At 69.9% G+C, this 21,845-nt stretch carries 20 protein-coding genes and 1 riboswitch; of the genes, 9 read left to right on the top strand and 11 right to left on the bottom strand.

Going from position 1 to position 21,845, the window contains the following annotated elements:
- Positions 1-136: 136 nt before the first annotated feature.
- The 3 genes from ACFYOB_RS39010 to mmsA form a co-directional block, all read right to left on the bottom strand.
- Positions 137-1,246, bottom strand: a complete 1,110-nt coding sequence (locus ACFYOB_RS39010) for a substrate-binding domain-containing protein (RefSeq protein ID WP_388569141.1) — start codon at positions 1,244-1,246, stop codon at positions 137-139.
- Between the two features lie 78 nt (positions 1,247-1,324).
- A complete protein-coding gene (gene mmsB / locus ACFYOB_RS39005) occupies positions 1,325-2,614 on the bottom strand; it encodes a multiple monosaccharide ABC transporter permease (RefSeq protein WP_388569138.1) in 1,290 nt (429 codons plus the stop codon).
- Positions 2,611-4,158 carry a multiple monosaccharide ABC transporter ATP-binding protein gene (gene mmsA / locus ACFYOB_RS39000; protein ID WP_388569135.1) on the bottom strand — a complete coding sequence of 516 codons (1,548 nt, stop codon included), beginning with the start codon at positions 4,156-4,158 and terminating at the stop codon, positions 2,611-2,613. Before mmsA ends, mmsB begins: the two co-directional genes overlap by 4 nt.
- A 215-nt stretch (positions 4,159-4,373) precedes the next feature.
- Here mmsA and ACFYOB_RS38995 point away from each other — a divergent pair, with 215 nt between their 5' ends.
- The gene (locus tag ACFYOB_RS38995; protein ID WP_388569133.1) at positions 4,374-5,618 is read left to right on the top strand and encodes an ROK family transcriptional regulator; all 1,245 of its coding nucleotides are present in this window, start codon (positions 4,374-4,376) and stop codon (positions 5,616-5,618) included.
- A 280-nt stretch (positions 5,619-5,898) separates the two neighbouring features.
- On the opposite strand, the gene ACFYOB_RS38990 is transcribed toward ACFYOB_RS38995, so the two are convergent.
- From ACFYOB_RS38990 to ACFYOB_RS38980, 3 genes are all read right to left on the bottom strand, one after another.
- Positions 5,899-6,738 carry a DUF4436 family protein gene (locus tag ACFYOB_RS38990; protein ID WP_388569131.1) on the bottom strand — a complete coding sequence of 280 codons (840 nt, stop codon included), beginning with the start codon at positions 6,736-6,738 and terminating at the stop codon, positions 5,899-5,901.
- Positions 6,739-7,488: 750 nt separating this feature from the next.
- Positions 7,489-7,755, bottom strand: a complete 267-nt coding sequence (locus ACFYOB_RS38985) for a hypothetical protein (RefSeq protein WP_388569129.1) — start codon at positions 7,753-7,755, stop codon at positions 7,489-7,491.
- A gap of 149 nt (positions 7,756-7,904) precedes the next feature.
- Positions 7,905-8,408 (bottom strand): hypothetical protein, encoded by a 504-nt coding sequence (locus ACFYOB_RS38980; RefSeq protein WP_388569127.1) that lies wholly within the window; start codon positions 8,406-8,408, stop codon positions 7,905-7,907.
- Positions 8,409-8,628: 220 nt separating this feature from the next.
- Here ACFYOB_RS38980 and ACFYOB_RS38975 point away from each other — a divergent pair, with 220 nt between their 5' ends.
- Both ACFYOB_RS38975 and ACFYOB_RS38970 read left to right on the top strand, forming a co-directional pair.
- Positions 8,629-8,901, top strand: a complete 273-nt coding sequence (locus ACFYOB_RS38975; protein WP_388569124.1) for an SH3 domain-containing protein — start codon at positions 8,629-8,631, stop codon at positions 8,899-8,901.
- Between the two features lie 681 nt (positions 8,902-9,582).
- A complete protein-coding gene (locus ACFYOB_RS38970) occupies positions 9,583-9,966 on the top strand; it encodes a hypothetical protein (protein ID WP_388569122.1) in 384 nt (127 codons plus the stop codon).
- A 25-nt stretch (positions 9,967-9,991) separates the two neighbouring features.
- Here ACFYOB_RS38970 and ACFYOB_RS38965 read toward each other — a convergent pair whose 3' ends face one another.
- A complete protein-coding gene (locus ACFYOB_RS38965) occupies positions 9,992-10,192 on the bottom strand; it encodes a hypothetical protein (protein ID WP_388569119.1) in 201 nt (66 codons plus the stop codon).
- Between the two features lie 150 nt (positions 10,193-10,342).
- Here ACFYOB_RS38965 and ACFYOB_RS38960 point away from each other — a divergent pair, with 150 nt between their 5' ends.
- Together ACFYOB_RS38960 and ACFYOB_RS38955 are read left to right on the top strand one after the other, a co-directional pair.
- Positions 10,343-10,933 carry an SMI1/KNR4 family protein gene (locus tag ACFYOB_RS38960; RefSeq protein ID WP_388569117.1) on the top strand — a complete coding sequence of 197 codons (591 nt, stop codon included), beginning with the start codon at positions 10,343-10,345 and terminating at the stop codon, positions 10,931-10,933.
- 949 nt (positions 10,934-11,882) lie between these two features.
- Positions 11,883-12,095, top strand: a complete 213-nt coding sequence (locus ACFYOB_RS38955) for a hypothetical protein (RefSeq protein ID WP_388569114.1) — start codon at positions 11,883-11,885, stop codon at positions 12,093-12,095.
- 147 nt (positions 12,096-12,242) lie between these two features.
- On the opposite strand, the gene ACFYOB_RS38950 is transcribed toward ACFYOB_RS38955, so the two are convergent.
- The gene (locus ACFYOB_RS38950; protein ID WP_388569111.1) at positions 12,243-13,355 is read right to left on the bottom strand and encodes an ABC transporter substrate-binding protein; all 1,113 of its coding nucleotides are present in this window, start codon (positions 13,353-13,355) and stop codon (positions 12,243-12,245) included.
- A 646-nt stretch (positions 13,356-14,001) separates the two neighbouring features.
- On the opposite strand from ACFYOB_RS38950, the gene ACFYOB_RS38945 reads away from it, so the two are divergent.
- Positions 14,002-14,916, top strand: coding sequence for a glycoside hydrolase family 26 protein (locus ACFYOB_RS38945; RefSeq protein ID WP_388569108.1), 915 nt, complete (start codon positions 14,002-14,004; stop codon positions 14,914-14,916).
- Between the two features lie 212 nt (positions 14,917-15,128).
- Here the strand turns inward: ACFYOB_RS38945 and ACFYOB_RS38940 are convergent, their stop codons facing one another.
- The 3 genes from ACFYOB_RS38940 to ACFYOB_RS38930 form a co-directional block, all read right to left on the bottom strand.
- Positions 15,129-15,581, bottom strand: a complete 453-nt coding sequence (locus tag ACFYOB_RS38940; protein ID WP_388569150.1) for a hypothetical protein — start codon at positions 15,579-15,581, stop codon at positions 15,129-15,131.
- Positions 15,568-16,020: an Ohr family peroxiredoxin gene (locus ACFYOB_RS38935; RefSeq protein WP_266939307.1), complete on the bottom strand. Its 453-nt coding sequence runs from the start codon at positions 16,018-16,020 to the stop codon at positions 15,568-15,570. Before ACFYOB_RS38935 ends, ACFYOB_RS38940 begins: the two co-directional genes overlap by 14 nt.
- A 73-nt stretch (positions 16,021-16,093) precedes the next feature.
- Positions 16,094-16,155, bottom strand: a riboswitch (guanidine-III (ykkC-III) riboswitch).
- A 54-nt stretch (positions 16,156-16,209) separates the two neighbouring features.
- Entirely contained in the window at positions 16,210-17,232 is a 1,023-nt protein-coding gene (locus ACFYOB_RS38930; protein WP_388569104.1) for an AraC family transcriptional regulator ligand-binding domain-containing protein, read from the bottom strand.
- Positions 17,233-17,449: 217 nt separating this feature from the next.
- Between ACFYOB_RS38930 and ACFYOB_RS38925 the strand changes: the two genes are divergently transcribed.
- The 3 genes from ACFYOB_RS38925 to ACFYOB_RS38915 all read left to right on the top strand — a co-directional run bounded on the left by ACFYOB_RS38925 (position 17,450) and on the right by ACFYOB_RS38915 (position 21,743).
- Entirely contained in the window at positions 17,450-18,223 is a 774-nt protein-coding gene (locus ACFYOB_RS38925; RefSeq protein ID WP_388569101.1) for a type 1 glutamine amidotransferase domain-containing protein, read from the top strand.
- Between the two features lie 136 nt (positions 18,224-18,359).
- On the top strand, positions 18,360-20,414 hold the full coding sequence (locus tag ACFYOB_RS38920; protein WP_388569146.1) for a hypothetical protein: 2,055 nt from the start codon (positions 18,360-18,362) through the stop codon (positions 20,412-20,414).
- 210 nt (positions 20,415-20,624) lie between these two features.
- Positions 20,625-21,743 carry a nucleotide disphospho-sugar-binding domain-containing protein gene (locus ACFYOB_RS38915; RefSeq protein ID WP_388569098.1) on the top strand — a complete coding sequence of 373 codons (1,119 nt, stop codon included), beginning with the start codon at positions 20,625-20,627 and terminating at the stop codon, positions 21,741-21,743.
- Positions 21,744-21,845: the final 102 nt, after the last annotated feature.

Genomic DNA, 21,845 nt, shown 5'->3' with positions numbered 1-21,845 from the left:
TTTCGCCCGGCAGTTCTCGGGGGCGGGCGACCCCGGGACCCCTGGGGCGTTCGGGTTGGCACGCCCCGGTCCACTTGGCACCCCGTTTGGCCGCGCCCGGGTAACCCGCGGGGGCGCGACGTCGCGGGTCGGTGTGTTACTTGGTGAGCGGGGACAGCTTGGGGTCGTTGGCGTAGGCCTCGGCCGCGTTCTGCTTGGTCACGATGACCGGCGGGAGGAGGTAGGCCGGGACGACCTTGGAGCCGTTGTCGTAGGACTTGGTGTCGTTGATCTGCGGCTTGTCGCCCTTCTGCAGGGACTTGACCATGTTGATGGTCTCGGCGACGAGCTTGCGCGTGTCCTTGTTGATGGTGGAGTACTGCGCGCCAGCCATGATCGACTTGACCGACTCGGCCTCGGAGTCCTGACCGGTGACGACCGGGACCGGCTTGCCGGCGCCCTTCACGGAGGTGAGGATCGCGCGGGCGAGGGTGTCGTTCGGCGACAGGACGCCGTCGAGCTCCTTGCCGCCGCTGTAGGTCGAGGTCAGCAGCGAGTCCATGCGCTGCTGGGCGTTCTCGGCCTTCCAGCCCTGGATCGCGGTCTGCTTGATGTCCTTCTGATCGGATCCGACAACGATGTCACCCTTGTCGATGAAGGGCCCCAGGACCGACATCGCGCCGTCGAAGAAGACCTTCGAGTTGTTGTCGTCCGGCGAGCCGGAGAACAGCTCGATCGTCCACGGGCCCTGCGCCTTCTTGGCCTTCATGCCGTCGATGAGAGCCTGCCCCTGCAGCTGCCCGACCTTGAAGTTGTCGAACGCGATGTAGTAGTCGACGTCGCGCGTGTTGGTGATGAGGCGGTCGTAGGCGATGACGGCCGCGCCGGCCTGCTTGGCCTGTGCCACCTGCGTGGCGAGCTGCGAGGCGTCGGTGGCGCCGACGACGATCACCTTGGCGCCCTTGGTGACCATGGCGGAGATCTGCGACTGCTGGTCCGCGACGGTGGTCGAGGCACCCGCGTACTGCACGTCGGCCTTGAAACCCGCCGCCTTCAGGCCGTCGGTGAACAGGTCACCGGCGAGCACCCAGTTTTCCGAGGTCTTCGACGGCAGGGCGACACCGACGAGGGAGTCCTGCGCGAAGCCCTTGGCGTCGGTGCTCCCGGTGCCGGTGGACCCTTCGCGTTCGTTGGAGCAGGCCGTGCCCATGGTGAGCAGGGCGACGGCGCCGACAGCGGCGATGCCTCTGGTGATGATTCTGCGCATGGTGAGTTGAGCCCTTCGTGCAGTGTGGCTGTTACCGGGGTGATGTGCCGCGGGCTGTGGCCCGCGAGTGCGTGGCGGTCAGCCTGTGACCAGCGTTTTGTCAGGGTCGGAAGCCGGGGCGGCCGGGGCGGCCGTTTTCTCCCGGCGCAAGGGGCGCATGAGCGAGCCGATGATCGAGAAGCGGCCCTGGCGCTTGTTGTAGACGTCGAACGCGACGGCGAAGAGGAGGACCAGCCCCTTGATGATCTGGACCATGTCGGAGCCGACGCCCTCCAGTTGGAGGCCGTTGTTGAGCAGTGCCATGACCAGGCCGCCGACGATCGAGCCGCTGATGGTGCCGAGGCCGCCGGAGACCGCCGCACCACCGATGAAGACGGCCGCGATGGCGTCGAGCTCCCAGCTCAGGCCGTCCTGCGGGCCGGATGCGGCGGACCGTGCCACGAAGATCATGCCGGCCAGGGCGGCCAGTACGGACATGTTCATCATGACGACGAAGTTGACCCGCTTGAGCTTCACACCGGACAGCTCAGCCGCGCGGGCGTTGCCGCCGACGGCGTAGATGTGCCGGCCGCCGATGGTGTTGCGGGTGTAGTACGAGTACGCGAGCACCAGGACGATCAGGATGATGCCGGAGATCGGCAGGCTGGTTCCGACGCGACCGCCCGCGAAGCGCAGCGCCGCGAAGACGATGACGCCCAGCATCACCACGAGGCGGATGCCCGTGATCCACAGGGGTGCCACGTCGGCGTTCATCTCGCGGCGGGTCTGCCTCGCCTTCCACTCGCGCCACACCATGCCCGCGCAGGCCGCCAGTCCGAGCAGCAGGGTCAGGTTGTTGTATCCGGTGTCCGGCCCGACCTCGGGCAGGAAGCCCGCTCCGATCTCTCGGAAGTCCTCGGGGACCGGCACGGTGTCGGCGTTGCCGATGTACTGGTTGCCACCGCGGAACAGCATCATCCCGGCCAGGGTGACGATGAACGCGGGCACCCCCACGTAGGCGACCCAAAATCCCTGCCAGGCGCCGATCAACGCGCCGACGAGAAGGCCGAGTGCGATGCCGAGGGGCCACGGGAGCGAGTACGCCGCCATCGCCTTGGCGACGACGATGCCGGTGAACGCCGCGACCGAGCCGACCGAGAGGTCGATGTGCCCGGCGACGATCACCATGAGCATGCCGATCGCGAGGATCAGGATGTAGGAGTACTGGCTGACGACCGCGATGAGGTTGCCGGAGGTCAGGGTCAGTCCCCCGGTCCAGATCTGGAACAGCAGGACGATCGCCACGAGGGTGAAGATCATCCCGAACTGGCGGGCGTTGGAGGTCGTGCCTCCGAACAGGTTCTTGTGCAGGTCTTTGATTCGGTTCATGAGGTCGGGCTCTTCTTCATCGCGGTCATCTGCTTCATCAGCACTTCGGGGTCGGCGTCGCGGCGCGGGACCTCGCCGGTGATGGTGCCTTCGAACGCCGTGTAGATGCGGTCGCACAGTCCGATGAGTTCGGGCAGCTCCGAGGAGATGACGATGACGCCCTTCCCCTGGCTCACGAGCCGCTGGATGATCCCGTAGATCTCGTACTTGGCACCCACGTCGATGCCGCGCGTCGGCTCGTCGAGGATCAGAAGATCCGGGTCGGTGAACATCCACTTCGCCAGGACGACCTTCTGCTGGTTGCCGCCGGAGAGCTTGACGACGCTCTCGTCGACGCCGGGCGTCTTGATCCTGAGGCTCGTGCGGTAGTCCTCGGCGACGCGGTACTCACGCACCGGATCGATGACACCGCGCTTGGCGATCTTCGATGGTTTGGCTGCCACCACCGAGGTCTTGATGTCGTCCAGCAGGTTGAGGCCGATGGACTTGCGGTCCTCGCTGACGTAGGCGAGGCCGTGGCGGATGGCGTCCGACACCGACTTCAGCCGGATCTCCTGGCCGTCCTTGAAGACCCGGCCGGACAGGTAGGTGCCGTAGGAGCGCCCGAACAGGCTCATCGCGAGTTCGGTGCGCCCGGCGCCCATGAGGCCGGCGAAACCGACGATCTCGCCGCGCCGGACGTGGAAGGTCGACCCCTTGCACACGAGCCGTTCGCCGGAGCTCGGGTGCTGCACCGTCCAGTCACGGACCTCGAAGAAGACCTCGCCGATGTCGGGCGTGTGGTCGGGGAACCGGCTGCTGAGCTCACGGCCGACCATGCCGCGCACGATGCGGTCCTCGTTCACGCCGTCCGCCTTGACGTCGAGCGTCTCGATGGTGCGGCCGTCGCGCAGGATCGTGATGCTGTCGGCGACCGCCTCGATCTCGCCCAGCTTGTGCGAGATGATGATCGAGGTGATGCCCCGCTGCCGGAAGCCGCGCAGCAGGTCGAGCAGGTGCTGGGAGTCGTCCTCGTTGAGAGCCGCGGTCGGCTCGTCGAGGATGAGCAGCTTCACGTCCTTCGCGAACGCCTTGGCGATCTCCACGAGCTGCTGCTTGCCGACGCCGATGTCCTTGATCAGCGTGTCGGGATCCTCCCGGAGCCCGACCTGTTCCATCAGCTCCAGCGCCCGGCGCCGGGAGGCCTTCCAGTCGATCCCGCCGCGCCTTCGCGGCTCGTTGCCGAGGAAGATGTTCTCGGCGATCGACATGCCCGGCACCAGCGCGAGCTCCTGGTGGATGATGACGATCCCGGCCTTCTCACTGGCCCGGATGTCATGGAACCGCATCTGCTCGCCGCGGTAGACGATCTCGCCCGAGTAGCTGCCGTGCGGGTGAACGGCGCTCAGCACCTTCATGAGGGTGGACTTGCCGGCGCCGTTCTCGCCGCAGATCGCGTGGATCTCGCCTTCTCGGACGACCAGGTTGACGTCGGCGAGCGCTTTGACGCCGGGGAAGGTCTTGGTGATGGACCGCATCTCCAGCACGGCCGGAGCCGTGGTCATGGGCAGACCTCCGCACTGCTCAGGCCGCGCGGAGTGCCCGGGGCCGAGCCTTGACGGATGCGGGGTTTCGTGGACATCAGCTTGCCTCCGATGGCACTGCGTGGTGCCTCGAGTCCGGGTTGCTACGACTACGTGCCGGGACAGTAAATCCATTTGTTTTATTAAGTCAATGCCCCGGAGAATGTCCGTACGGAGAGCCACAGAGAGGACCGTGCGTGCGGCAGGCAGGAACGAACCTCCCCAAGGTGGGGCGGTACAACCAAGCGGTGGTGTTGGACCAGATCCAGCTGGCCGACGGCATCAGCCGGGTGGAGATCGCCCAGCGGACCGGCCTCACCCCACAGACGGTCTCCGGCATCGTGCGCCGCCTGCTGGACGAGGGCATCGTCCGGGAGGACGGGGCCAGCAGGGTCGCCAGTGGCGGGAAGCCGCGCACCACGCTGCGGCTCAACGCGGAGTCGGGCAGTGCGGTCGGACTGCACTTCGACCCGATCGAACTGACCTGTTCCGTGGTCGACCTGCGCGGACGTCCTCTGGTCGTCAAGAGGCGCCCCACCCCGCCCAGCATTGACCCGTCCCATGTGGTGACGGCCATGGCCGAGCTGGTCTCCGAAGTGCTGGACGAAGCGGATGTCCCGCGCGACAAGGTGCTCGGCCTGGGCCTCGCCGCCCCGGGACCGATCGACCAGGAGCTCGGCATGATCGTCACTCCGCCCCAGCTCGCGCACTGGACCCGGGTGCCTCTGAAAAGCATGCTGAGCGATGCCACCGGACTGCCGGTGACGCTGGACAACGACGCCACCGCCGCGGCGGTCGGTGAACGCTGGTCCGGCGCGGGCAAGGGCGTGGCGAACTTCGCGTACTTCCTCTTCGGCACCGGCATCGGTGGTGGTCTGATCCTCAACCACCAGGTGTACAGAGGTGGTTCGCTGAACGCGGGAGAGTTCGGCCACTCGTCCGTGCTGCCCGACGGGCCGGAATGCTACTGCGGCAACCGGGGCTGTCTGGAGCGGCTGGCGAACCCCTCGGCGATCGTGGCCGAGGTGCATCGCCGCCTCGCCGGCCGCCCCCGGGGCGACAGCGGACTGTCGCATGCCTTCGACCGGGATCCGGCTTCGGTCGACCATGCCTCGATCCGGCTCGCCGCAGCGGCCGGCGACCCCGTCGCCGCCGCTGTCATCGACGAGACCGCCGAACACGTCGCCTCGGTCGCGGTCAGCATCGCCAACTTCATCGACGTGGATCTCATCGTTCTCGGCGGTCACGGCATCCAGCACGTGGAATCGCGCTACGTCGACGTCGTCGCCTCGGCACTGGCAACCAGGACGATGTCCCGCGGCATCCGGGTCGTCGAGGTCAAGGCGTCCCCCCTCGGCACGGACGCCGCCGTGGTGGGCGGCGCCTCCCTCGTACTGCACTCGACGTACTCGCCCCAGCTGTCCGCCCTTCTCGCCGACTGACCACACCCCGGGACCCCGAACATTGTGGACCTGCGCCCTGGGAATCCTCCTGACGAATGTGGTCCTCCCGTTCGTCCCCAGCGTCCTCAATCTTCAGGCCATTTCGCCGTCGGGGCCTGCCCGGGAGAGCGAGGTCCCCGCTGGCAACCGGTGAAGCTCCGCTGGGGCGAGGCACCGAATCGCGGTTCTTCGACGTCGCTCGAACGCGTTCCTCGGAGCTGGACGAGGGCCTGGGCCTGCTGCACAAGCGCCTCCCACCTGCGTGGACCGTGATCGACGGCTAGGTCTGGTGGGTTTCGTCCGGGTGGAGGGCCGTGCGGACGCCGGTGATGACCACGGCGATCAGGCAGAGAGCGATGATGGTCTCGGCCCACAGGAAGGCGAACCAGTCCAGCACGCAGCCGATCGGGGGTGTGCCGGGGGCGGTGTTGCGGAACGCCGAGAGGGCGAACAGGGTGGCGGCCATCCAGGCGAGGGCGGGCCAGACCAGGCCCTCGCGGCGGGTCGTCAGGTACCAGGCCCCGATGAGCACGGACGCCGCGAGCGCCCACATCACGAGCATCATGAAGACCGCGAAGACGAGCAGGCTACCCGACCGGGCCAGATCCAGCGCCACGACGGCCGCCTGCCCGAAGGGCACGGGTCTCGCGGAGATCGAGAAGAGCGTGTCGTTGTTGGAGAACAGCATCCGCACCGGCACCTGCTTGCCGCCCAGCGATGCCCAGAACCCGACGTCGGTCTCGTAGGTGTCGAACGGGTAGTCGCTGACCGATCCACCCGCGATCGCGACCTTCACGTCCCTGGTCGCGATCCGCTCGTGCGCCGGGAATTCCAGGTCTCCGAGGGTCGCCGTGGAGGTCTGGATGCTGAGATCGGCCACCGGGGCGGTCCCCTCCTGCTCGCCGAGGGCTCCGCGCGGGGTGACCCGGACCCGCAGTACCAGTTCCCTGGCCGCGGGGGCGACGCGTTGGACGGTGGCATCCACGTCCACCCGGTCGGCGGCTGCGGATCCGACCGTGTAGACCGCGTCGATCGACTGCCGCTCGGTGAACTGCAGCCACGACCCCACGGCCACCGCCACCACGAACAGGACCGCGATGAGAAGCAGGACCGGCAGCATCGACGCCCCGGAGCGGCGTGGGCGAGGTGATTCCGAGGGTGGGGTCATTGGGACTCCGACGAGGTGGGAGGGGCAACGGGATCATCCGGCCCGACACCGGGAGCAGACCTCGCCGCCCACGCGGCGCGGTCTGCCGAAGCCGGGCGCGATCGTCGCGGCCGGCCGTCTTCTCCGAGGCGCGGGGCGGTGGCCGCGTTGCGATCCTCGTCCACCGAGCAGGTGATCCACCCGCATCCGGGCGGGCGTGTCGGCGCCGACCGGGCCGTCGGATTCGACGTGATGGTCGACCTGCTGACCAGCGGCACGCCTGGACGCATCCCGACCAACGGGGGCGCGTTCACGCCGGTGCGGGCCGGCCCCGTCCATCGCTGCGATCCTCGCCGACGGGGGTGTCCTGGAGCTTTGCCCGGCCACGCGCCGACCGGAGACGGGATACCCGCGCCTCGGGCTGACGGCACCGGCGAGCGGCTCCCCGACCCAGGCACCTGGCCGGCACACCCTGACCGATCCGGACGGCCGGACCGTCGTCCTGACGGTCCCGGAGCGAAGCACCATGACGGGCGACCTGCTCCAAGTCCTCTGGTGCCCGCGGAAGCCCAACGTCTGTCGCTGGGTTCTGTGCAGCACCGCAAACGGCGCCCGCCCCTGACCTTGGAGGCGGGCGCCGCCGTTGCAGGGGCGCGGGGCGGGCGACGGGCGAGGTGCTCAACACTTCCGGGCCCACAGGACCGCGTCAGATTGGACGTGGTTTCAGACGCCGAAACTTCCGCGTACACCGATCAGGGCGTCGTCGAGGGTTTCCGCAATGTCCTCGTGCCCGGTAAATCCGTCGTCCGTTCCGGGGTCGACGGTCCAACCCCATCCGCTGCTGTCGTCGCCGTCGATGGTGGCCGTGTGGTCACCACTGTGGATGCTGATGGACAGATTTCCGCCGGGGAGGGTGGTCACGTCGGCGTGGGCGGTGTCCCCCAGGACGCGGCGTACGGAGTCACGGGCAATCTGCTCGGTGGTGGTCATGATGGTGCTCTCTCCTTGGACGGCCGGAACGACGGTCCCCATCAGACAGGGCCGCTGAGAAGCTGCAACACGGCACGCCGAAGATGCACACAGCCTCCGGCCGCCGGCTGGAGCACCCGCGGGATCGTTTCCCCGGTGAAACCCGCTGACTACCCCGGTCCGCCTGGCCCCTGCATCGCGGCGACCGCGGCGTCGTCTGCCTGGTACGTCACGTCGACGCGCCCGTCGGGCTGGTGGGTGACGACCTGGAGCAGCCGGTCACCGTGCCAGGCGTAGACGTCGCGCGAGGTCGGCACGCCGGCGCCGTCGAAGTGCTCCTCGACCCGGGGCCGACCGCCGAGATCCACCTCGGTGCGGGCGCGCGCAGTCCGGGTGCCGTCGGCGCGATGGTGGCCGCGCTCGATCACCTGGCCGGTCGTGGTCCGGGTCGTGCGGACCACCTGGTACGGGACCGCGCCGTAGCGCGCGGCGTGCCCGACCGGCTCAACGCCGTGGTAGATCACCTCGTGGATCGCGCCCTCGCCGAACCGCTCGACGATCGCCCCGACTCCGGCGTCGATCCGCCGAACGTGGTTGGCCCGGCGCACGGCCTCGTCGGCGGTGAGCTCGTCGTCGGGCTCGCAGCTCTGATGGGCGAAGTAGCGGGTACTCATATCTGCAAAGCATCTGGTGAGACACCGCTGTCATCAAGGCGTCGTGCCGACGCGGCGACAGAACGGCGAGGGACGGAACCATCGGAATGACGCCCGGGCGCCGGTCGTGGCGTGCCCCGCACGCCTTCGACTCCCTCGCGGGAATCGGCCTTACCGTGCGAGCAACCCGTCCGGAATACCGGACGACGTCCCGCCACTCCGGCGCTCCCCAGGAGGCATGATGCCCAGTCCACCCCGGCCGTTCGGCACCGTTGTCAGCACCATCGGCGTCAACCTGAGGAAGTATCCGAGTACGGACTCCTCCATCATCGGCAACCTGAGCCACGGCACCGAGGTCGGTCTGGACAGCAAGGTGCACGCCGAGACCATCGACGGCAACAGCATTTGGTACCTGCTGCGCGACAAGGCCGCGTGGGTCGCCGCCCGGCACGTCGACAACACCGGAGAGGTGCCGCTGTCCAAGGACGTCGAACCGGCCGCCCCGCAGGGCTAACGGCGGAGCGGCCCCTTCAGGGCAGTCCGGAGCCGTCCTGGGGGCAGCCCCGTGGCTGTCCCCGGGACCGACCGGTGGTCGGCGAGCGCGGCGGTGACCGCCAGTCCGGCAGGACGGACTTCCTCAGGCCGGACGGGTGCGTCCAGCCGCGTCCCGCACCCGGGAGCGTTTCCTGGCCGAACCGCGGGGCAAGGCTCGGGGCGCGCGGGCTTCGGCCGGCCTCCAGGTCGCCGAGGCTGCGCTGCACAGCCGTCCACCACGCTCTTGCCGCAGCACGGGCCGTCGCGACGATCTCAAGCGTCAGCTCCGTCTGCCTTTGCCCATAAGCCCGCTCGGCACTCGCCAGTTCGGCCTGCCGAGCTGACTCGGCCTGCGCAACTGCAGCCGCACCTACAGGCCCAAAGCTGCGCCGCCCGAAATCCGGCCGGCCCGGGCAGCACGACACCGACGTCCAGAAGAACGCTGCTGACAGTGCCCGAACGGCGGATTGACGTAACGTCTTCCTGATCGAGCGGGTGCCACTCGTGGTCGTGGGTCTCGAAGGCGAAGCCCTGTTCGCCGTGTCTCTGGTGGCCTTCGGCCGCAGCTCCGCCCCGGCCAGCGCCCGGGCGAGGCGAGCGGCCGCTACACGCGGGGCGCGTCGCACGGGGCCGCACCCGCCTCCCCCGCTAGCGTCGGCGCATGGCGCTGCTTGACAAGATCTACTACCTCGACCGCTCGGACATCCTGCCGGGCCGGCTCGACGACGCGAAGGCCGCCATGCGCGAGCTGGCGGCCTTCGTCGAGATGATGGAACCGCAACTGCTCGCTTACCACTTCTGCGTCGACGAGGCCGGATCCACCATGACGCTAGTGGCGGTCCATCCCGACGCGGCCTCGCTGGAGCTCCACCTCGAACTCGGCGGGCCCAAGTTCCGCGCCTTCGTCCCCCTGATCCGCATGCGCTCCATCGACGTGTACGGCGACCCGGGACCTGCGGTCATGGACCGCCTCCGCGCCAAAGCCGCCCTCCTCGGCGGCGGCAAGGTCACGGCCCACACCCCAGTCGCCGGCTTCACCCGCTGACACCGCCTGCGATCTCGCCTTCGTGTCAGTCCACGTCCCGTACGCCCCCGGGGACCTTGCTGGGGCGTCCGGAGCGTCGGCGGGCCGGACGGGTCCGGACGCGAGGGGCGTCGTCCACCTCATTCCACCGGTCGATCATCGCGTTGAGCTCGGCGAGCGTGTCGGCTACGGGGACGGGGACCAGGCGGTTGCGACGGAACCAGTCGATCCGGCCAGCCCTCGACACCGCCCTTCTCGTATCTCGTATGCGCCGCGGATTCCAGGCTGGCAATAGGGAGCTTGCAGGACACGCGCCCAGGCCAGGCCCGCTGCGGAACCCGGGTCAAACACGCACCTCGCCAGACTGCCGCTGAACCCGGGTGGCATGCTTCAGCCCATGATCGAGCCACCACTGAACGGCATCTCACCGGTGATCCCAACCGTTGCCGCCTCCTGGCAGCGCATCGATGCGTGGCTGGCCCGACATGCGCCCGACCGACTCGCGGAGCTTCGCCCGCCGGCTTCGGCCTTTGCGATCGACCAGCTCGAAATCACCTTGAATGTACGGCTTCCCGTCGACCTACGCGCATCACTGCTGTGCCACGACGGCGATTCGTCCTACCTCGGCATCTTGCCGTGCGGCCCGCTGTACTCGACCGAGCAAATCGTCAAGGTGCGGCAGATGCGCGTGGAGATCTGGGAGGGAGAGGACGATCCAGATGAGCAGGAGGCCCCGTGGTGGGGGGCGCAGTGGATCCCCTTTGCCGGCAGCGATGGAGACGAGCACTTCATCGACGCGGGCCAAGGCCTGTGGCAAGACCATCTCGGCCGCGCCGCCCACGACGACCACGCGTACTTCCTGGGGTGGCCGAGCTTGGGATCGTGGCTCCACGAGGTGGCCGAGGCCATGGAGAACCACGACCGGTCCAACTGGCTTGATGCCGTAGCGCATCCGTCCGTGGACGTGGGCGGACAGATCGACTGGTGACCGCAGCAACGTCTCGCTGAGCACGTTTGGGTGTACGCCGACGGGTGCGCACGCCTGTCTCGCGGCGGTCAGCGTGGGTCGAGTCTGCCGACTCGGTCATTGCGCTGGTGTAGCGGAGGCCGGCCTTGGCTCCGAGGGAGAAGACGTGTGCGCGGTGGAGGGAGTCGGCGCCGTTGGGGGTGATGCGGGGATCTTGATCGCGGGCTTGCCGCCTTTGATGGCTCGCATCGGGTTGGCGAAGATCAGCCGCTCGGCATTGAGCGTACTGAACAGTGAACGCGGGGCACCGGCGTCGTATGCGCGACAGGGCCGGTCGGCGAACCAGCCACTAATGCCGACGCGGGTGGCCAGCCGCGTATGACGTGGATCGACCGCTACCGCGGCCGGTTCGACGACGGACCTCGAACGTGAAGCCGAGGCCATGCTCGCGCGCGAGTAGGCTGTGAGAGCTCCGGCTGCGTGCCGCCCTCGGGAGCGGGGCGCGGGGGTGCGGGAAGCGCGCCAGGACGTCAGAGAGGCCTCCCCGTTCGTGCCTCCAGGTGGTTGCAGGTGCCGGGGCCTCCCGGTCGCGGTACGAGTACTTCATGACGCAGGAGAAGGACACGACGAGCGACGGGGCCAACGACCGGAAGGGGCAGCGGGGGCAGCAGGGAACCACCGTCGCCGTGCGCGCGGGAGCGCTGATCGGCGCCCTGGCCGGTCTGACGGGGAGACGCTCGCCTACTTCGAGGCGAAGGACACGCACAGTCGGGAAGCCGACGCCCGACGGGCGGACATCTGGCGTGCCGCCTATGTCGGACTCGCGGCGAGTACGAACAAATACGTACAGCAGGCCGCCCAACTGCTGGCGGTGACCCTCGACCCTGCGAAGAGCGCCGAGCAGTGGGAGCGTCAGTTCGAGGACAAATACGCCCCCGCCGACACCGACCTCGCGTGAGCAATCACGACCGTGCGCCTCGTCACGACGCCGGGACGCAGGCGCGACCTGGATAAGATCAACGCCCTCTCCGCTCGCCTGGGGAAGATGGCGACTGCCAGGTACGTCGAGGGCCCGGAAGGCGTCGACCTCAAGAAGACCGGCGCCGAATTCGACGAGGTGACAGAGCGCCAGCAGGCTGCGCTTCAGACATTCATGGACCGGTCCGCCGACGAAGCGCTGTGACCGCCCTACCGTTCGGCCTGGCGTTCGGCGTGCCGGACTGGTCGCGGGGCGAATCGAGTCCGCATCTCCGCTGCCCCGCCGCCATTGCCGCAGTCCCCAGGCGGCCTCAAGGCCGGACGGATCTGGGCAGTCGGACCCCCTGCTCTCTCAGCTGGAGTGAAGGACCCGAAAGCGATCGGGTTCCGCCGGATCTCGATCAACGACTTGGACTGGCGTCCAAGCCCATTGCCAAACGCTGATACCAGGCATGCGCGAGAACCGGATCTGCCCGCGGCTGCCTTCGACTGCAACGCTCGGCCAGGATTCGGCAATGCCCGCCGGGTCCGCCCCGTGAGAACGCAGCACCTCGGCGAGGACGGCGACCGTGTCGTAGCCCTCGAACGCGACGAAGGAGGGCGCTTCGGCCAGCCGCTCGCGGAGGGCCGTCTCGACTCGAGCACCGAGCGGGGTGAGGCGCTCGGGCAGGTAGCGCAAGAACGGGATCGCGGCGCTGTCGTCGCTTAGCAACGTCGCCCATTCGGCGAACTCCGGTTGCCCGGCCGGAGCACCGATCAGGATCTCGGCGAGGCGCTGGTCGCGGCGGACAGACTTGACGATCGGCACTGCCGGCTCCGGGTGGCCGACCAGCAGGAGGAGGGCTGTCGCGCGATGGTCGACGAGTTCGTCGCACACGGCCGCGGGGGTGAGCGCGCGCATGTCGAGTTCGATGACGGTGCCGCCGCGTGGAGCGAGGTAGTCCCGCAGAATGCGGGCACCAGAGGCCCAGTAGACGCTCGGCTGGGTCGCTACGGCGATGCGGCTGTGGCCCCGGCCGAGGAGGAAGTCCGCGTAGATCTGCCAGCCGCGGGACTGCGGCGGGGAGAGGCGCGCGACCCATCGCGTCGGCTGTTCGGTGAGTGCGTCGAGAACCGCCGACGAGCAGAGGAACGGCAGGCCGAGGGCGTCGGCCCTGGCGGCAGCGGCGCGAGCGACGACGCTGTGGTACTCCCCCACCAAGGCAGCCACGCCCAGCCGAGCCAATTCGTCTACGGCCGCCGCGGCCCTCTGTGGATCAGCCGCGGTGTCTCGGACCACCAGCTCGAGTGGTCTTCCCACGATCCCGCCGGCGTCATTGACTTCGCGGACGGCCAGCTCCAGTCCGGCGAGCAAGTGTTGGCCTGCCTCGACCCAGCCAGGCCGAGTCAGCGGGACGAGAGCGCCGATCTGGACGGATGGTCCGTCAGTCCACTTCGCTCCAAGCGGCGATGGTGGTGCATTCATGCGTCGGCTTCTCCCGTGCGGCGATTCGTTTGCAGTTCGTCCGGATCGCAGAGTCGCAAGGCCCGTGGTGAGCGTTCTTCTGATCTCGCCGTGCCGGGCGCACCTCGGTGACCATGCCGGACATTGCATCCACCGCCATTGCCAACCGGCAACCGATTATTTGTTCGCATAGCTGCGAGGTGGTGTTCGCCTGGTCCCGAGGCAGAGGCCGGCGCGGCATCTGCCGGGCATCGAGCGCAAGGAGACGTCCCGCGGCATCGCGGCTGCCGAGTCGCCCGGCGCCGGTCCGGTCGGCGCGGTGCCCGGCGGCACCGAGGATCCCGGCTTCCGGTGGCCGGCCGCCGACGCGCCGATGAGCGTGGGACATTCACCCGGTCGGGTCAGGCGAAGGCGGTCGACTGGTGCGAATGGCCCAGCATCGGGACATCAGACAGGCCATGAGTCGGATGAAATGCCTAACGTCGCTGCCAACGCATCGGTTCACGAAGCTTGTGGAGGCACCATGTCCCATCGACGCCGTTGGCTGGCGGGCGCCTGCACAAGTACGGTCGCTATCGGCCTGCTCGTCACCGGGGGCGCCGTTTCCACGCCGCCACGGCACAGTTCGGGCAGAGACGTCGGGAGCGAGGTCGGGAGCGAGGTCGCAGTGGGCGCCTATCTCCACTACGACACGCCCGGCGTCGAGAGGATGAAAGAACTCTCGCGCTGGCTCGGGGGTACCGAGCTGCGCGCCGGGCACACCTACCTGCCCGGCGACACCTGGTCGAACATCGAGGGGGCCCCCGCCTTCCTGTACAGCTGGGCACGGTGGCGCAAGGAGAGAGCCGACCGGCTGTTCGTCCTGAACGTGCCCATGCTGGCACGCAACGAGGCCGACGTCCCCGACGGCAAGGTCGCCGAGCTGCTCCGCTCCGGCGCGCAGGGTGAGTACGACCACCACTTCCAGCGGCTGGCCGAGCGTCTGGTCGTCCTCGGAGTGCCGGACACGGTGATCGTGCTCGGCTGGGAGATGAACGGCTTCAACTACACCCACCGGTGCCGGCCCGACCCCGAGAACTGGAAGAGGTACTGGCGGCGCATCGTGGCTGCCATGCGCTCTGTGGAGGGACAGCGGTTCCTCTTCGACTTCGCCCCCAACCGCGGCAGTGACGCGATCGCCTGGACCAAGTGCTACCCCGGCGACGACGTGGTCGACATCGTCGGCATGGACACCTACGACCAGCCGCCCGGTCATACTTTCGACGACCAGGTCACCCAGCCCTACGGACTCCAGAAACAGGTCGACTTCGCGAAGGCACACGGCAAGCCGATCTCGTACCCCGAATGGGGGCTGTTCCGGAACGGCGACAACCCCGAGTACATGCGGGGCATGCTGGCATGGATCGCCGAGCACAAGCCGCTCTACCACAGCATCACCGACTACTGCCCGCACGGCGTGTGGCAGTGCGGCCAGAACCCGCACTCCGCACAAGTGTTCCGGGAGTTCCTGTCCACCGAACAGGGCGGCGACCGGCCTCCCGGCTTCGACCGTGAGGACCACAGGTCCCGGCCGAGGGACTGAGCCCCGCGACCCCGTGGGTGACGGCAAGAGCTGTGACGTGAAGGTGCCGGAAGGCCGGCTCTTCGTGATGGGCGACAACCGGGTCAACTCCTGGGACTCCCGCTACTTCCTGTCGGACGGACAGAGCGGCACGATCCCTGCGGACGCAACCGACTCCCGCGGCGCCCTGCGTCTTCCAGTCGCCCTGACCGGGTCGCCCCGCCGCAGGGAGGTCACAGCCGCCAGTACGTACCCGCACGGGAATCGACATGCACCACGTGCCGGCCGACGCGCACAACGTGGTGGTCCGGACCGGACCAGGAGCCGGTGGCACCGTCGGCGCCGGGCAGCGGGGTCCAGATCTCCAGGAAGGTGCTGCCGTCCGGGTTGGTGCCCCGCTCGACGAGATGCGCGCCCTCCCACCGGAAGGCGCCGGCGTCTTCGCCGGGCTCGCCCGTGAGGTGGTGGAAGTGCACCTGGTAGCCGTCGAAGGACGTGGTACCGGCGAAGCCCCGGCTGTCGGCGTAGTACGGGCCGGCCTGCAGCCACACCACTTCGCGGTCCTCGTCGAGCACGGGTCCGCCGTTGCGGCTGATGCCGCGCCGCAGCCAGGCGCCGTGCTCGGGTACCGGGATGCCGGGGCCGCCCGGGAAGCGGCCCGCCGGCTCCGGCTCAGGCCCGGTCATCGGTGGCGGGGTCGTCCACGGCCAGGAGCGTCAGCGGTACGTTGCCGCGTACCGCCTGGGAGTACGGGCACACCGCGTCCGCCCGGTGCAGCAGGGGCTGGAGGTCCGCCGCCCGCCACCCCGGCAGGCTGACGGTGAGGGCCACCGCGAGGCCGTAGCCCGCGGGCGTGTCCGTGGTGCCGAGCTGCACTTCGCAGGCCACTCGCGCGGCGGAGGCATCCGCCCCGAACTCGGCGGCGACCTCCGCGAGCGCGGAGGTGAAGCAGGCGGCGAAACCGGCCGCGAACAGCTGCTCGGGGTTGGTGGTGCCGGGCACCTTCTTGCGCGGCGGGGCGAGGCGGACGTCCAGGCGCCCGTCGTCCGTGCGGACGGATCCGGTACGGCCCCCGGCGGCATGCGCGGTCGTCCGGTACAGGCTGCGGGTGAGTGGCACGGTCATGGCGTTCGGCCCCTTGCTCGACGAGGACGCTGCCCGGGTGCGGACAGCGGACGGCGCTGCTCGTGCAGCACCTCGCGCGTCGTCGTGCGTAACCGGGTACGGCGCATCTCGTCCGGGGCCTTGGATCCGGCCGCCGGACAATCTAGCAACGCAGGCGGCGGGCCGGGGCCTCGCCCGCGGTGAAGTTCCTCACCCGCTGCCGGCCCCGCCGCGATCCGCAGACGCGGGCAGGTGCCGGCTGCGGTACGCCCCGGGCGGCATGCCCTCCCACCGGGTGAAGGCGCGGACCAGGGCCGTCGCGCCGCTCAGGCCGACGAGGGGGGCGATCCGGTCCAGTGGCAGGGCCGTGGTCTCCAGCAGCCGCCTGGCCCGGCCGTGGCGGGCGGTGTCGAGGAGCGCGCGCCACGACGTGCCCTCCGCGTGCAGGGCCCTGCGCAGGGTCCGCACGCTGAGGTTGAGCTGCTTGGCGGGGCCCTCGGGGCCCGCGTCCTCCAGCGCGGCGTGTTCCAGCCACTGCCGTACGCGCTCGGCGACGGTCGCGGGCGCGGACAGCTGGTGCAGGAGCCGGTCGGCGTATGCCCGGTGCAGGGCGTTGAGCGCCGGATCGTAGAGGGGACGGCGCCTGTCGAGGTCCTCGTCGGCGACCGTGATCGCGTTCTCCGGAGCGTCGAAGGTGACGGGGCAACCGAGGACGCGGACGTAGGGCTCGGCCGAGCCCACACGGGGGTGGGCGAACGACGCGGACAGTGGCGCCCAGTCGTCGCCGGCGATCCAGCGGGCCGCCCTCACCATGATGCTGACGACCGCTTCCACCTGCTGGGGGTGCATGGCGGCCGGGTCTACGGTCGGCCGGTAGCAGATCCGGCCGACTCCGCTGCGGCGGTCCAGGGTCACTGTGCCCGCCTGGCTCACCAGGGGGTGGTAACGCTCGGCCGCCTGCGCTGCGTCCGCGAGGCTGGCGCAGGTGAGGACGAGGTGGCCCAGGATGTGCAGGCCTTCGGGCCGGATGCGGTCGCCCACGAGGAGCCCGGTGTGCGGGCCGGCACCTCGGGCGTCGAGCACCGCGTCCCACAGGGCGCGCATCTCGCCGTACTCCAGCCGGTCCGTGGGCAGGGCCCAGGAACCGGACGACCCGCCGTTGCCCTCTGCCGTCGCGCTCAGGACGGCGAGGGCGTAGGACGCGGTGACGGAGGGCGGCTCGGTGGTGGACACGGCCGCCAGTCAATGCGGGTGCACCACCCCCGTCAATACCGTCCACGGGACGGCCGCCGGGTGCCGGGTTCGGAGAGTCAACGCATTGGCCGCCGGAGTGAATGACGGCGCCGCGGGCCGCTCCTAAGGTCGGCCTTCGGACACCGAGGGGGTCAGGGGCCCACGGAGCGCCGGGCGAGCGTGCTGCCCTGATCACCACCGCTCAGAGGAGTACGCCGTGATTCTCTTCCTGCTCCCCGCAGGCGACTACGACCCGACCGAGGCGGCGGTGCCCTGGGCCGCACTGCGGGACGCCGGCTTCGAGGTGCGGTTCGCCACCCCCGGCGGGAAGGTCGCGCTCGCCGACCCCCGGCTCACGGACCTCGGCTTCTCCTGGTTGTCGCCCTGGCTGATGACCCGGCGCGCCGAGCTGGCCACCTACCGGCGCCTCACCGATGACCGCTGGTTCCTGGCCCCTTCCTCGTACGCGGATGTCGACCCGGCCGACATCACGGGCCTCTTCGTACCCGGCGGCCACGCCGCGGGCATGCGGACGCTGCTGGAAGACGCCACCGCCCAGCAGCTGTTCGCCCGGGTCTTCACCCAGGGGCTGCCGGTGGGGGCCGTCTGCCACGGCGTGCTGCTCGCCGCCCGGGCCAAGGATCCCGCCACCGGGCGCTCGGTCCTGCACGGCCGGCGGACGACGGCTCTGACGTCCCTGCTGGAGTTGACCGGATGGAACCTCACCCGGTTCTGGCTGGGGCGCTACTACCGCACGTACCGCACCACCGTGCAGCAGGAGGTCACCGCGGCGCTCGCCGATCCGGGCCACTTCCTCGCCGGCCCGCCGCTGCCGGTCCGCGACACCGCCGCCCGGCCCGGACGGGGCTTCGCCGTCAAGGACGGCAACTACGTCTCCGCGCGGTGGCCCGGTGACTGCCACCGCCTGGCGGCGGAGTACCTGGCCCTGGTCCGTGCCCATGCGGCGGGAGCGGTGCACCGGTCGGGCTGAGCCCGGCCGCATCGCGTCGGCCGGTGACCGAAGACCATCTCCGCATTGTCATGAACGCTTCGCGAAAGGGATGGGGATGAACCGACGAAGAGCCTTCGGACGACGCCGGTACCTGTTAGCCGGCCTGGTCCTCGCGATGGTCACCCTGGTACTCGGCCCCGCGGCCGCCGGCGCGTCGGGGGGCCCGCAGTGGTGGGAGCCCGTGGCGCGCCCGGCCCCGGACTCTCAGGTCAACGTCACAGGGGAGCCGTTCACCGGGACCGACGCCCAGGGCCGGGTCCGCGGATACGTCGACGCGCACGTCCACCTGATGTCCGACGAGGGCTTCGGAGGACGGCTGGTCTGCGGAAAGGTCTTCTCCACGGCGGGGGTGGCGGACGCCCTCAAGGACTGCCCCGAGCACTACCCGAACGGCGTCCTCGCCCTCTTCGACATGATCACCAAGGGCGGTGACGGCCGGCACGACCCGAACGGCTGGCCGACGTTCCGCGACTGGCCGGCCCATGACTCCGCCACCCACCAGCAGACCTACTACGCCTGGGTGGAGCGGGCCTGGCGGGGCGGCCAGCGGATCCTGGTGAACGACATGGTCACCAACGGAGTCATCTGCTCGCTCTACTTCTTCAAGGACCGCGGCTGCGACGAGATGACCGCGATCAGGCTCCAGATCCAGAAGACGTACGAACTCCAGGACTACGTCGACGCCATGTACGGCGGCGCGGGCAAGGGCTGGTTCCGGGTCGTCACAGAGCCCGACCAGGCCCGCAAGGTCATCCAGGAGGGCAAGCTCGCCGTCGTCCTCGGGGTGGAGACCTCCGAACCGTTCGGCTGCAAGCAGGTGCTGGACGGCGCCCGCTGCACCATGGCCGACATCGACCGCGGCCTGGACGAACTGCACCGGCTCGGCGTGCGCAGCATGTTCCTGTGCCACAAGTTCGACAACGCCCTGTGTGGCGTCCGGTTCGACTCGGGCACCCAGGGCATGGCCATCAACACCGGCCAGTTCCTGTCGACCGGCACCTTCTGGAGCACCGAGCCCTGCACCGGCCCCGAGCACGACAACCCGATCGGCTTCGGGCTCACCGCCGGACTGGCCGCCGAGGGGTCGTACGGGAGCGGGGCGGGCCAAGACTCCGGCGCCTCCGACGGGCAGGCGCAGGACCGGATCCGCGCCGCCCTCCCGGAGGGAGTCGAACTGCCGCAGTACGGCGCCTCGTTCCAGGCGCAGTGCAACCGCCGGGGCCTGACCGCACTGGGCGAGTACGCGGTGCTGGGCATGATGAAACGCAACATGCTGCTGGAGATCGACCACATGAGCGTCAAGGCGGCGAACCAGGCGCTGCGCGTACTCGAAGCCGAGCAGTACTCCGGCGCCCTGTCCACCCACGGCTGGATGGACGACAACTGGACCGAGCGGGTCTACCGCCTGGGCGGCTTCATCACCGGCCACATGTACGAGGCGCCCGCGTTCACCGCCGAGGCGCGCAGACACGCCGCCCTGCGCGCCGAGTACGGCGCCGGGTACGGGATCGGCACCGACATGAACGGCTTCGCCTGGCTCCCCGGCCCCCGGGCCGCGGCCGGAAACCCGGTCCGCTACCCCTTCCGCAGCCCCGACGGCGGCTCGGCCCTCGACCGGCAGGTCACCGGCTCGCGCGTCTGGGACGTCAACACCGACGGTGGCGGCGCCCACTACGGCCTCGTACCGGACTGGATCGAGGACATCCGGGTCACCGGCGGCCAGGACGTGGTGGACGAGCTCATGCGGGGCGCCGAGGGCTACCTGCGCACCTGGGAGCGCACCCGCGGCCACACCACCTCGTACGCGCCCCTGGTCCGCGGCTACCGCCCCCACGCCGGGCACCTGGCCTCCTCACGCCCCCTGCCCGCAGGTTTCACCCACGAGGCGGTCTGGAAGGTGCTGCGGGACCCCGCGCCCGGCACGGTCCGGCTCTACGAGTGCAAGGTGGCGAACCACTCGCTGCTGACCGCCGACCCGGGGTGCGAGGGCCAACAGCCCCTCGGTGCGGTCGGATACGTGCACACCAAGGCGGTGCCGGGCTCGGTGCCCCTCTACCGGTGCTACATACCTTCCGTGTTCGACCACTTCGTCTCCAACAGCGCCGACTGCGAGGGGCCGTACACCCGGGAAGGCTTGCTCGGCTACGTCCTACCGGCGGACGCTCGCTGAGAACCCGCCCCGGGCTGCGCGCGCCTCGCGTCCGCGCGGCCCGGGGACCCCAGGGGCCCATCGCCCTGCCCGGAAAGCTACGCCCCAGAACGTCCGATTATCGATCCCCGCGGCGGAACACAGCGCGCCTTCCCGTCAGTTCACAGAAGGGAACCGGGGCGAGCCCGCACGACTCGGCCTCGACCGGCAGAACAACGGCAAGGAGAACCCGTGCGCATACTCTTCACCGGACCGGCCGCGGCCGGCCACCTCTTCCCGATGATCCCGACCGCGCAGGCCCTGCGCGCCGCCGGCCACGAAGTGCTGTTCGCGAGCTCGCAGCCGCTGGACCGGCTCCGCGAGGCCGGTTTTCCGATAGTCGAGATCGGCGACGGCCGCACCATCCGGGACGTGTTCGAGCAGTCCTCAGGCGAGGAGGTGCGCTACGTCAACCCCGACATGACTCCGGACCAGATCCTCGACATGGCGGCCCGCGCCTTCGCGCTCGTCTCCCGCCCCACCGTGGACGGCTTGCTGGAGGTCGCCGACAGCTGGGGCGCCGACTTGCTGGTCTACGACTCCTTCCAGGCCTCCGCCCCGCTGGTCGCGGCCAAGCTCAAGATCCCGTCGGTGATCCAGAACTTCGGTGTCACCTCCGGCCTCGACATGGTCGGCCGGCTCGCCGCCAACTTCACCGAAGCGTACGAGACGTACAAGGTGGCCGGCCCCGCCGAGCCCACCGCGCTGAACATCGTCCCCGCCTCGCTCGGCGGCGACCCGAGCGGCTTGCGGATGCGCTACCTCTCCTACAACGGCGGCGGCACCGTCTCCGCCGAACTGCTGCGCCGCGGCACCCGCCCGCGGGTCGCCGTCACCCTGGGCACCGTGCTCACCGAGCTGGACGGCGTCCGCGCGATCGTCCGCCTGATCGAGGCCGCCGCCTCGGTGGACGCCGAGTTCCTGCTGGCCGTCGGCGACGCCGACCTCACTCCGCTCGGCACCCTCCCGGACAACGTCCGCCCGCTGCCCTGGATCCCGCTCGCCGAGCTGTTGAGCGCCTCCGATGCGCTGATCCACCACGGCGGCTCCGGCACCCTGCTCACCGCCCTGCAGGCCGGCCTGCCCCAGCTCCTGCTCCCCCAGGGCGCCGACCACTTCACCAACGCCGCCGCCCTGACCGCGACCGGCGCCGCCCTGCGCTCCGCCTCCGACGACGTCGACGCCACGCTCCTCACCCGACTCATCACCGACCCGTCCCTGCGCGAGGCAGCCACCCGCCTCCAGGCGGAGAACGCCGCACTGCCGACCCCGGCCGAAACGGTCCCCGCCCTGGAGGCCCTGGCCGCCTAGGGCGCGGCACAGCCGCCGGTGGCGGGGCGCCCGTCGCCCCGCCGCATCGGCGGTCATCCGGCACAACACCTCTGGGCGTCACTTCTGCGCCGTCCCGGGCAC

Source organism: Streptomyces sp. NPDC006463 (genome assembly GCF_042870715.1).
Lineage (GTDB): Bacteria > Actinomycetota > Actinomycetes > Streptomycetales > Streptomycetaceae > Streptomyces.
The sequence above is the reverse complement of the archived record's forward strand: the minus strand, read 5'-3'. Positions and strand labels throughout refer to the sequence as shown.